Annotated in this window: 12 protein-coding genes; 11 read left to right on the top strand and 1 reads right to left on the bottom strand. The window is 40.0% G+C overall.

The window, feature by feature from the left end; all coding sequences use genetic code 11:
• Position 1: 1 nt before the first annotated feature.
• Positions 2-715, bottom strand: a complete 714-nt coding sequence (locus IPJ16_04440) for a pyridoxine 5'-phosphate synthase (protein ID MBK7626438.1) — start codon at positions 713-715, stop codon at positions 2-4.
• Positions 716-812: 97 nt separating this feature from the next.
• Here IPJ16_04440 and IPJ16_04435 point away from each other — a divergent pair, with 97 nt between their 5' ends.
• From IPJ16_04435 to IPJ16_04385, 11 genes are all read left to right on the top strand, one after another.
• Positions 813-1,478 (top strand): CBS domain-containing protein, encoded by a 666-nt coding sequence (locus IPJ16_04435; GenBank protein MBK7626437.1) that lies wholly within the window; start codon positions 813-815, stop codon positions 1,476-1,478.
• 4 nt (positions 1,479-1,482) lie between these two features.
• The gene (locus IPJ16_04430) at positions 1,483-2,361 is read left to right on the top strand and encodes an NAD(+)/NADH kinase (GenBank protein MBK7626436.1); all 879 of its coding nucleotides are present in this window, start codon (positions 1,483-1,485) and stop codon (positions 2,359-2,361) included.
• Between the two features lie 41 nt (positions 2,362-2,402).
• Complete coding sequence (locus IPJ16_04425) at positions 2,403-3,173, top strand: hypothetical protein (GenBank protein ID MBK7626435.1); 771 nt, start codon at positions 2,403-2,405, stop codon at positions 3,171-3,173.
• Between the two features lie 21 nt (positions 3,174-3,194).
• Entirely contained in the window at positions 3,195-3,941 is a 747-nt protein-coding gene (locus IPJ16_04420) for a hypothetical protein (GenBank protein ID MBK7626434.1), read from the top strand.
• A gap of 3 nt (positions 3,942-3,944) precedes the next feature.
• Positions 3,945-4,691: an isoprenyl transferase gene (locus IPJ16_04415; protein MBK7626433.1), complete on the top strand. Its 747-nt coding sequence runs from the start codon at positions 3,945-3,947 to the stop codon at positions 4,689-4,691.
• Between the two features lie 58 nt (positions 4,692-4,749).
• Entirely contained in the window at positions 4,750-7,197 is a 2,448-nt protein-coding gene (bamA, locus tag IPJ16_04410) for an outer membrane protein assembly factor BamA (protein MBK7626432.1), read from the top strand.
• A gap of 24 nt (positions 7,198-7,221) precedes the next feature.
• Complete coding sequence (locus IPJ16_04405) at positions 7,222-7,737, top strand: OmpH family outer membrane protein (GenBank protein ID MBK7626431.1); 516 nt, start codon at positions 7,222-7,224, stop codon at positions 7,735-7,737.
• 36 nt (positions 7,738-7,773) lie between these two features.
• The gene (locus tag IPJ16_04400; protein ID MBK7626430.1) at positions 7,774-8,298 is read left to right on the top strand and encodes an OmpH family outer membrane protein; all 525 of its coding nucleotides are present in this window, start codon (positions 7,774-7,776) and stop codon (positions 8,296-8,298) included.
• 69 nt (positions 8,299-8,367) lie between these two features.
• Positions 8,368-9,168 carry a glutamate racemase gene (murI, locus tag IPJ16_04395; protein MBK7626429.1) on the top strand — a complete coding sequence of 267 codons (801 nt, stop codon included), beginning with the start codon at positions 8,368-8,370 and terminating at the stop codon, positions 9,166-9,168.
• A gap of 131 nt (positions 9,169-9,299) precedes the next feature.
• A complete protein-coding gene (locus IPJ16_04390; GenBank protein MBK7626428.1) occupies positions 9,300-11,144 on the top strand; it encodes a 2-oxoacid:acceptor oxidoreductase subunit alpha in 1,845 nt (614 codons plus the stop codon).
• Between the two features lies 1 nt (position 11,145).
• On the top strand, positions 11,146-12,168 hold the full coding sequence (locus IPJ16_04385; GenBank protein ID MBK7626427.1) for a 2-oxoacid:ferredoxin oxidoreductase subunit beta: 1,023 nt from the start codon (positions 11,146-11,148) through the stop codon (positions 12,166-12,168).
• Positions 12,169-12,327: the final 159 nt, after the last annotated feature.

The raw sequence follows: 12,327 nt of genomic DNA, 5'->3' as shown, positions 1-12,327 counted from the left end.
ATCAGGCAAGCTGTCTTTTATACATCTGGATTGTATTTTCGAGACCAAGGTACAGAGCGTCTGAGATAAGTGCATGTCCTATTGAAACCTCCTCTAGCCATGGGATGTTCTGATGGAAATATCTCAGATTGTCGAGGTTGAGGTCATGACCTGCGTTTAAACCCAGTCCGGCATTGCGTGCAATCTCTGCAGCTTTTACAAATGGTTCAACTGCTTCCGGAGCATTAACGCTGAATGCTGTTGCGTATGGTTCGGTGTACAGCTCAACTCTGTCGGTTCCTGTTAATGCAGCATTCTCAATGTTAACAGGATTTGTGTCCACGAAGAGTGAGGTTCTGATCCCGGCCTTCCTGAAAGTTGATACAATATCAGTGAGGAAAGCCCTGTTTCGTAATGTATCCCAGCCTGCATTGGAGGTAATTGCATCATGGGCATCAGGTACAAGTGTAACCTGATTTGGTTTAACAGCGAGTACAAGACTTATAAAACCGACAGAAGGATATCCTTCAATATTGAATTCGGTAGTAATAAGAGGTTTTATTTCAAGTACATCATTATATCTAATATGTCTTTCATCGGGCCTGGGATGGACGGTTATCCCGTCGGCTCCGAAAATCTGGCAATTAATGGCGGCATTCAGTACATTTGGAATGTTACCGCCCCTTGCATTTCGGAGGGTTGCTATCTTATTGATATTAACGCTTAACTTTGTCATTATAATAAATGTAAGATTTAACCGTATTTGTAATTGTGTGGCAAAATTACAACAACTGGCTTTTTTTTTACTATTTTAGTTGAAAATAAAAATCTTTATGGTTGCTAAAGACTTAATATCTGAGGTAATTCCTTCACTTAAGACATCAGATCTCGGTCAGACCGCGCTGAATTGGATGGAGATATTCAGAGTGTCGCATCTGCCGATTGTGAATAATCAGGATTTTCTCGGACTTATCTCTGATGCCGATATTTATGATATGAATAAGCCTGATGAACCAATTGGTAATCACGAGCTTACATTATTTAAACCTTATGTCGGTGATGAACAGCATATATTTGAAGTGATAGGACTTGCCTCGCGGCTGAAACTTTCAGTTGTACCGGTTCTTGATAACAAAAACCATTTTAAGGGTGTAATAACAACAAGCGACCTCATACGGCATATAGCTGGCATTTCTTCAATGGATCAGCCCGGCGGCATAATTGTACTTGAGCTGATAGAAAGAGACTATTCTCTGTCGCAGATTGCACAGATTGTTGAAGGTAACAATATCAAGATCCTCAGTATGTACATTACTTCTCCTCCCGAATCAACAAAACTGGAAGTGACACTTAAAGTAAATACCGGCGATCTGGTTTCTGTGATAAAGACTTTTGAACGATATAACTATGAAGTTAAAACATGGGTTACAACAAACGATTCGATGGATCGGTTTTATTCAGAGAGGTTCGATCTTCTCATGAAATATCTTAATATCTGATAATATGCTGAATAAAGTTGCAATTTACAGTAAGGACAGCAATCCGAAAACCAGAGAAGGTGTTAGCAGGCTGGTAACTGAATTCTGCAGGAGAGGTATAAAGATGCTTATTCATCAGAAATCGGAAGATCACAAAATTTGCCAGGGAGGTGATCTTATTGAACATTTTTCTGAACTTTCAGATCTCACCGAGCTTCCTGAGATGGTCTTAAGTGTTGGCGGGGACGGTACTTTTCTTGAGACTGTTCTGAAGGTGAAGGACCTTGAGATTCCTATTGCCGGTGTTAATACAGGGAGAATGGGTTTTCTTGCCAATATACCGGCAGAAGACATATCACATTCGATAGATATGTTATGCAGTGGAGAGTATGAAATTGTTGAAAGATGTCTGCTCGAATTATCACGTCCGTATGGTTTGTTTGAGGGAAATGCTTCATCCGCACTCAATGAGATCACTGTTCAGAAAGCTGATCTCAGTATGATAACTATAAATGTCTATGTTGATGATATTCATCTGAATACATACTGGTGCGACGGACTGATTATATCCACGGCAACCGGCTCAACTGCTTATAATCTGAGTGTTGGCGGACCGATTTTATCACCTGAGGATGAAAGTATTATTATTTCTCCCATAGCTCCTCATAACCTTACCATAAGGCCAATTATTATATCAGGAGAGAGCAGACTCAGGATGGTAATTGAGGGGAGAAGTCATGAATATATGACAACATGCGACTTCAGATCAGCAAGAGTTCCGTTCACTGAAGAGATCCATATTTACAGGGCTCCTGTCAAACTTAAAACAGTTATGCTCAAGGGAAGAGATTTCTATAGTACACTCAGAAATAAGCTGATGTGGGGTGTAGATAAGAGAAATTGAAAAAATTATTATATTTGTAAGGCAATAAAAAGGAAATTATTATGAAACGGTCCCTTCTGATTATATTTCTGGTTTGTCTTATTTATGCGATTAACGAGGGTCAGTCACAGGGTCAGCTATGGAAAATGAGACGATATGAAGCATCTGCCGGATTCGGACCAACCCAGTTTTTTGGCGATATCGGAGGTTTTTCAAAGACTAAAAATATACTTGGGATAAGAGATTTGAGTTTTCTACAGACCAGGTTTGATTTAAACGTCAATTTTAAATACAGGATCACCCAGGATATAAATGTAAGGCTCAGTGGAACATTTGGTTACCTGCATGCTTCAGATGCCAGGGGTTCAAATGAAGCCAGAGATTATGAAACCTCAATTTCTATATTCGAACCTGCTCTGATTGGTGAGTATTATTTTATTAAAAATAAGGCAGAGAACAGTTATCTTTTCGGGAAAGGAAGAAAGCCTGGTATTGGTGGTTTAATAAGATCACTTGATTTTTACGTATTTACAGGTATAGGTGGATTAGCATATTCAGGTAATCCAAATGATAAACTTAAAGCGAAACAAGCCCTTGAAGGGTTTAAACCGTCAGGCTTTACTGCTGTTATTCCTGTTGGACTAGGTACAACACTTGTATATTCACCTGATTTTAACTTTGGAGTTGAAATAGGAGGCAGGTATTCATTTTCTGATAATCTTGATGGCTATACTTCACAATATTCCAGTTCAAATGACGTTTATTATTTTTTCAATTTCACTGTTACGTACAAGCTGAAGACCGGAGCAAACGGATTGCCATCCTTCAGATGATAATGAGCTGGATCAGTTTTGATGAAAAGATTACATTGGTTTTTATTATTCTTAAGTCTTTCTCTTGCCCTATCAGGTCAGCGGAATGCTGATTATGGGCTGTTTGCAGGTGTTTCATCTTACATGGGAGACATAAATCCTGATCGGTTAATGTACGCACCGGGTCTTGCAGGTGGCCTCATCTACCGCTATAACCTGCATCCCCGTCAAGCAATCAGGGCTAGTATTTTCTTTGCAGGGCTGAAGGCTGACGATACGGATTTTAAGAACGAGTTTCAAAAAGAGAGACAGAGTTCGTTTAAGGGAACAGTTGCCGAGTGGGCACTCCAGTTTGAGTTCAATTTTTTCCCGTATTCAACCGCCGGGAAACTATGGGATTATACACCTTACTTCGCTGCAGGTGCTGGAATAGCTTTTATTAATGCATCCACATCATCATATGTACCGGTTCTTCCGGCTGCTGCTCCTGCGGGGGGCCGGACTTTAATGACCAATGAGACATTTACTTATGTTCCCGTTATACCTTTATCGGTTGGTTTTAAAGTCAATATTTATAAAAATATGGGATTGGAAGCTGAATATGGTTTTCGTAAAACATTTTATGATAACTTTGACGGCTTAAAAGATCCGGTAGATCCTTCCGATTATGGATGGATTCATAATAACGACTGGTATTCATTTGCAGGAGTATCAGTTACCTGGAAGCTATTTAACAATCTGGTGGGATGTCCTGCTTACGAGGAAGATAATTCCAGAAAAAAAAGGTAGATTATGCAATTGCGGAACGAGATAAATATCAATAAATTACCTTCCCATGTGGCAATCATAATGGATGGTAATGGCCGTTGGGCAAGGCAACGGGGTCTCGACAGGATTTTCGGACACCAGCAGGGAGTAAATGCACTGAGGGATGTTATTGAAGCCGCTGCAGAAATTGGTATCAAATACCTCACCTGTTATGCATTTTCAACTGAAAACTGGGGCCGGCCAGATGAAGAGGTTTCGGCTCTTATGGGAATAATGGTGCAATCGCTTAGTAAAGAGACAGATACTCTGACAAAAAATAATATAAGACTTATTGCAATTGGTGATGTTGACAGGCTGGCTGATGATGTCAGAAACAGACTCAATGAAACAATTAATCTTACATCGGTTAGTACCGGACTTAATCTTGTTGTTGCACTGAGTTATAGTTCCCGGTGGGAGATAACTGAAGCAGCAAGAAAAATAGCATCAGATGTTAAAAAAGGAATTCTGTTACCGGAAGAAATCAACGAAGATGATTTTGAAAAATATCTTACAACATATGATATTCCCGACCCTGAATTAATGATAAGAACAAGCGGGGAGCTGAGAATTAGCAACTTCCTTTTGTGGCAGCTTGCATATACTGAATTATACTTTACAGAAAAACTTTGGCCCGATTTTGGTAAAGATGATTTCTATACAGCTATAATTGACTTCCAGAAAAGAGAAAGAAGATTTGGAAAAACTAGTGAACAAGTTTCGGAAAAATAATGAAATAATGGTGATTAAGAGATTTAAAAGGACTTTTGTAGCAATATTCCTGACTCTGATGGGTCTTTCGCTGTATGCCCAGGAAGAGCAGGAGATTTATGATTATATGTCTTCCGATGATTATATTATAGGTGGAGTAACAGTTAGCGGTGTAAGATTTCTTGATACTAATGCACTTATAGGTATATCTGGACTAAGACTCGGACAGGAAGTTACAATTCCGGGAGAAGCTGTTACTGCTGCTGCTCAGAAACTTTGGATGCAGGGACTATTTTCAGATGTCAGGATTTCAATAACAAAGGTTTCATCAGATACGGTTTTTCTTGATATTGCTCTGCAGGAAAGGCCAAGGATCTCTTCAGTGAAGTACAACGGGATGAAAAAGTCAGAGACCCAGGATCTTGCTGAAAAGATCAATCTTCCGGTTGGCTCACAGGTAACTGCATTTCTTCTGAATACTGCCAAGAAAATCATTAAAGATCATTTTGTTGAAAAAGGATTCCTCAATACAGAGGTGGAATTCATTCAGAAAGATGATCCCGATCAGCCTAACAACGTGATTCTTAACATTAATGTCGATAAAAAGGATAAAGTTAAAATCGGTGATATAACATTTGTCGGAAACGAGTTTTTTGAGACTAAAAAACTGCGCCGGCAGATGAAGGATACAAAGAAGAAAAACCTTAACTTCTTCAGGGCTTCAAAATATATAGGTGAGAAGTTCAGCGAGGATAAAGACAAGTTATATACATTCTATAACGATAACGGTTTCAAGGATTTCGCAATTCTATCTGATTCTATCTATAAGATTTCAGAGGACCGGATAGGACTGGTAATTAAGGTAGAAGAAGGGAATCAGTACTTTCTCAGGAATGTAGACTGGGTCGGAAATAGTGTATACAGGAAGGAAGATCTGGAAAAAGTCTTTAACATAGAGAAAGGAACCGTTTATAACCAGTCGCTGATAAACGACAGGCTCAATGGAAATTCCGGTGCACAGGACGCTGTTAGCGGTATGTACCAGAATAACGGATACCTGTTTTCCAGACTTACACCTGTTGAGGCCAAGGTAGACAAGGATTCTGTCGATCTGGAAATAAGAATATATGAGGGTGATCAGGCATACCTTAATAATGTTATTATCTCAGGAAATACAAGAACAAATGAGCATATTGCCAGAAGGGAACTTTACACTTTACCGGGCGATTTGTTCAGCAAAGACAAGATTATTAGGTCGATAAGGCAGCTTGGAGTACTTGGACATTTTGATCCGGAAAAAATTAATCCGGTACCGCTGCAGGATATAAACAATGGAACCGTTGACCTGTTATATAAGCTTGAAGAAAAAGCAAACGACCAGTTTGAAGTATCGGGAGGCTGGGGAGCTGGTATGCTTGTAGGTACCGTTGGCGTTAGGTTCAACAACTTTGCAATGCGCAATTTCTTCGACCTTAAACAATGGAAACCTTATCCTTCAGGAGATGGACAGTCGCTCAGCATCAGGGCACAGTCGAACGGAAAGATCTATTCATCATTTAATGTCTCTTTTGTTGAACCATGGCTCGGAGGCAAAAATCCCAATACATTCTCGGTTTCTATGTACAGGTCAATAATGAGACAGGAGGGCGGTCATTCAATGATAATTGACGGTGCTTCGGTGGGTCTTGGTAAACGACTCGAATGGCCCGACGATTTCTTTTCACTCTATGGGGAGTTAAGTTATCAGCGGTATAACCTTGATAATTTTACTCAATACAGCTTCCTGTTCGATGATGGTGTATCAAATCTTATTAGTCTCAGTGCAAAACTGACAAGGTTCTCTACAAGCCCTAACCTTATTTACCCGAGAAGAGGTTCTTCATTTACTCTTTCAGTCCAGGCCACTCCGCCATATTCTTCGATCAGCGGAAAGGATATGTCGATTGCATCTGATCAGGTTAAATACAATTATATTGAATTCCACAAATGGACTTTCAAAGCGGATTATTTCTTCCCGCTTGATGCCAATGATAAACTGGTGCTGAATGCCCGTTATGCATTCGGATACCTGGGGCATTATAATAATGATATAGGTCCATCTCCGTTTGAGAATTTTTATGTCGGTGGCGATGGCATGACAGGCTATAGTTTTTATGGTCGTGAGGTTATATCCCTGAGGGGCTATACCAATGGCTCTCTTACTCCTTATAATCCAAGTATGACAGCGCAGTCTGGAAACGTATACTCAAAGATCACATTCGAGCTCAGATATCCTATTTCCCTTAATCCCCAGGCTACAATTTATGGTCTGACATTTCTTGAATCAGGAAGAGCATGGTATCAGCTTAAAGAATATAACCCTTTCAAAATGAACCGTTCGGCAGGTATCGGCTTAAGAGCTAATCTTCCAATGTTCGGATTACTTGGTATCGACTGGGGATATGGGTTTGATCCTGTTCCCGATCCGGTAAGGTTTACAAATGCTAATAAATCACAGTTCCATTTTGTTATAGGTCAGCAATTTTAATAAGTATATTTTAAATTTGAAGTTATGAAAAAGTTAGGTGTTTTAATAAGTTTACTGGTTCTGACTTCAGCTATGGCTGTAGCTCAGAAATATGCATTCGTCGATTCTGAATATATCAGGAAAAATATTCCTGCCTTCACAACAGCGCAGGAACAGCTTGATAAACTTTCTGTACAGTGGGAGAAAGAGATTGCAGATGGCTATGCTGTTGTTGAACAGATGTATAAATCATATCAGAACGATGCAGTACTGTTATCGCAGGACATGAAAACCAAGAGGGAAGAGGCTATCATCGCGAAGGAAAAAGAGATGAAAGAACTCCAGAATAAATACTTCGGTATGGAAGGCGATCTTTTCAAGAAGAGGGAAGAACTTGTTAAACCAATTCAGGACGAAATAATAAAAGCTATAAAAGAGATGGCTGTTGAAGGTTCTTATGCTGTTATTTTCGATACAGCAGCGGGAGGTAATATTCTGTTTGCCAATCCGAAATTTGACCTCAGTGACCAGGTTCTCGAAAAATTAGGTTATAAAAATTAATTAATTACTTTTGCATTTATTCTTTAAAAAATTATTATGATGAAAAGATTTACAGGAATAGCGGCTTTGATAGTACTGCTGGTGTTTGCGGGAAATAGTGCGATGGCTCAGAGCTTTAAGTTTGGACATATAAACAGCGAAGAACTGATTACTGCTTTGCCGGAATTTGATTCTGCAAATGTCAAACTGGAAGCATATCGCAAGGAGCTTATTAATTATCTCGAACTGATGTCAGTTGAATTAAATAATAAGAGTGACGCTTATAACAAGGAACTCAAAAACCTTACCGATCTCGTAAAACAGACCAAAGAGCAGGAACTTATTGATCTGAACAGGAAAATTCAGGAGTATCAGACTAACGCTCAGGAAAAGCTTCAGCAGAAGCAGGTTGAACTCTTTCAACCGGTATATGCTAAAGTAGATAAGGCAATTAAAGATGTTGGAAAAGAAAACGGATTCCTTTATGTTTTTGACATATCAAAGGGATCACTTCTCTATTTTGATGAGACCAAGAGTACAAACGTTATGGCTCTCGCAAAAGCTAAATTAGGATTAAAGTAATTTACATACCTTAAACAAGTGACCATCCGCCACTTGGCAGATGGTCATTTTTTTAAATATACGGGCAAAGTGAAAGAACAACCTATAGGAATATTTGATTCAGGAGTTGGCGGACTTACCGTTGCACACGCTATTAAGCAGATCCTGCCGGGAGAGAGCCTGGTTTACTTTGGCGACACAGCACACCTTCCTTACGGTGATAAATCGGCTGAATCGATCAGATTCTATTCACAGCGTATTACCGAATTCCTTCTGGATCATAATGCAAAAGTCGTTCTTATTGCCTGTAATTCTGCATCTGCATCCGCTTTCGAATCGCTTAAAGACCGTTTCCGCGATAAGACTATCCTGATAGACGTGATTGATCCTGTGGTTGAGTATATTGGCACAAAAAACTTCAGTAAAATAGGGGTGATCGGCACAAAACGAACTGTCAGCTCCGGAACATATGAAACCAAGATAAAAGAGATCTCACCATCAACATCAGTTGTATCTGTAGCTACACCGCTGCTGGTTCCAATGATTGAGGAAGGTTTTATTTTTGATGATATCAGTAATGCAATCATACGTTCATATCTTTCGAATGAATCACTGGCAGGAATTCAGGCATTAATTCTTGGTTGTACTCATTATCCGATAATCAAGAATCAGATTAGCAAAATTTTCAATTTTAATGTAGAGGTTGTCGATTCGGCAAGAATAGTCGCTATGATTCTCAGGGATACCCTCGAGAAGAATAACCTTCTCAACGATAAAGCCCTGGTAAAGGATCAGTTCTTCATTTCCGATTATACTGATTATTTTGAAAAAATAGCCAGAATGTTTTTTGAGGGTGAGATAAACCTTAAAAAGGCTGATATCTGGAGCTAGTATCAGCGCCGGAGGTAAAACATGATCAATATCATACGGTAAAAGTAGTTTCTATACTATTTTTCATTTTTTAAAAAGCTAATTTTGAGCTTTGTAAGACAACCTACTTAGTTTAATAAATTATTTCTTATATGGGTAAAAAATCACAGGTTATCGAAAGAGAAGAGGTGGTTATCCGTTTTTCCGGTGATTCAGGAGACGGAATGCAGCTGACAGGGACACTCTTCTCCGACACAGCAGCCTTATTTGGAAATGACTTATCCACCTTTCCCGACTATCCGGCTGAAATCCGGGCTCCTCAGGGTACAGTTGGCGGGGTATCAGGATTCCAGGTTCATCTGGGGCATTCCGAAATAAATACTCCCGGGGACTTTTCTGATGTTCTGGTGGCGATGAACCCTGCTGCTATAAAAGCAAATGCAAAGTGGATAAAAAGAGGTGGTACTGTAATTTACGATAAAGATAACTTCACTGAGAAAAATATCGAAAAAGCTGGTTATAAGAAGGATCCTATCGGAGAAGAAAAGCTTGATCATTGTGTTATCATAGATGCGCCAATTTCATCAATGGTGAAAGAAGCGCTGAAAGACTACGGACTTGATCCTAAATCTGTTCTGCGGACAAAAAATATGTTTGCCCTTGGAATGGTGTACTGGCTCTTCGACCGCAAATTAAAATATACCGAGGATTATTTTGATAAAAAATTTCAAAATAAGCCTGGCATTGCCGAAGCAAACAAAGTTGCCCTGCGCACAGGTTATTACTATGCTGAAACAATTGAGGCACTTAGTCCTGTTTATAAGATCCTTCCGGCTGAAATAGCTAAAGGAACATACAGGAACATTAATGGAAATACATCCACAGCATGGGGATTACTGGCTGCTGCAGAAAAATCTGGACTTGACCTGTTCATTGGTTCATACCCTATTACACCTGCAACAGGTATTCTTGAAGAGCTCGCTGCACACAAAGATCTTGGAGTAAAAAGCTTTCAGGCCGAAGACGAGATTGCAGGGATCTGTACATCCCTCGGAGCAAGTTTTGCCGGCAAACTGGCAGTTACTTCTACTTCCGGTCCCGGACTGGCACTTAAGTCAGAAGCTATAGGACTGGCTGTGATGGCTGAATTGCCGATTGTGATTATTGACGTTCAGAGAGGAGGACCTTCTACAGGATTACCTACCAAGACTGAACAGGCCGATCTATTGCAAGCCCTTTACGGACGAAATGGAGAGTGTCCGGTTGTTGTAATTGCCGCAAGTACTCCTTCTGATTGTTTCCATTTTGCTTTTGAGTCAGCCAGAATTGCTCTTGAGCACATGACCCCGGTTTTACTTCTTTCTGACAGCTATCTTGCAAACGGCACTGAACCATGGAGGATACCTTCAATGAAGGATCTGCCAAAAATAAATCCGCCGATCGCTGTTAAGAGCGACCAGCCTTACCACCCTTATCACCGTGATTGTGAAAAACTTGCACGTTCATGGGCTATTCCCGGAACACCGGGGCTTGAACACAGAATAGGAGGATTGGAGAAAACAGCTAAGGGTAATGTTTCTTATGTCCCTGAAAACCATGAAATGATGGTAAACACAAGGGAGGAAAAAGTGCAAAGGGTTGCTAATGAAATCCCTGACTTAAAAGTCTTCGGAGCTCCGAAAGGTGATCTGCTCCTTGTCGGGTGGGGAGGATCATACGGATATCTGATTACTGCTGTGCGTGAATTGCAGGCTGAGGGTTATGATGTAAGTCTGGCAAATTTCAATTATATAAATCCGCTGCCAAAAAATGTTAAGGATGTGTTTAATAACTTCAAGAAGATAGTTGTAGCTGAGCTTAACCTTGGTCAGTTCGCCAATTATCTGAGGATGAAACACCAGGAGTTTACTTATGAACAGATAAATAAGGTTCAGGGTATCCCGTTTACAATAAATGATATAAAGGACAAATGCATTAATATGCTGGAGGGTATGTAATATGGAAGAGACTGTAGTAAATAAATATACTCCTAAAGATTTTAAGAGTGATCAGGAAGTAAGATGGTGCCCTGGTTGTGGTGACCATGCAATATTAAGTTCTGTTCAGAGGGCACTTCCCGAATTGGGAATACCTAAAGAAAAATTTGCGTTTATTTCAGGAATTGGCTGCTCATCGAGGTTTCCTTATTATATGGATACCTATGGCTTTCATAGTATTCACGGCCGTGCTTCCGCTATTGCCTCAGGTGTAAAAACAGCTAATCCTGAGCTCTCAGTCTGGCAGATCACAGGTGATGGTGATGCACTTGCAATTGGCGGAAACCACTTTATCCATGTAATAAGAAGGAATATTAATATCAATATAATTCTCTTTAATAATGAAATCTATGGGCTCACAAAAGGCCAGTATTCACCTACTTCAACAAAGGGGATTGTGACAAAAACTTCACCATACGGGACAGTTGAAGAGCCGTTCTCAGTAGGTGAACTTGTTATTGGCGCTAAAGGCAAATTCTTTGCCAGGACTATCGACACCAACATCGCTCTTTCAACTCAGATTTATACCGAGGCAGCCAGACATAAAGGAACATCCGTTGTGGAAGTACTCCAGAACTGTGTCATCTTCAACGACGGTGTACATGATACCGTTGCGGATAAAGAGGTACGCGACGACCGGACCCTTATCCTCAAACACGGGCAACCAATGATCTTTGGAAAGAATAATGACAAAGGTCTTATACTCGACGGACTTAAACTGCGTGTTGTAAAGATTGGTGAAGATGGCATTACCGAAAAGGATATAATTGTACATGATGCCACAGAACCTAATCCGGGTATTCAATATATGCTGGCAAATATGAGATATCCTGAATTTCCTGTAGCTCTGGGAGTTATCAGAGCTGTTGAGGGTGTCACTTATGATAGCGCAATGACAGAACAGATATCTGAAATTAAGAAAACTTCCAAAATCAAGTGCATGGATGATCTGCTTATGCACGGATCAACCTGGAAAGTGGAATAGATTATTAGTGTAATTATGACACTTATTATATGCTGGCGCGGATCTGTGATCCGTGCCAGTTTTGTTTTTAAATAGCACGGCAGGGATTATAAATTCGCCCCAGCAACGTGATACAAGTAATTTTCGTAATTTTAAAAACTGATCCAACATATTTCTGAA

It is taken from the genome of Bacteroidales bacterium (assembly GCA_016709865.1).
Classification (GTDB): Bacteria; Bacteroidota; Bacteroidia; order Bacteroidales; family VadinHA17; genus LD21.
This window is presented reverse-complemented; position numbering and strand designations above follow the sequence as displayed.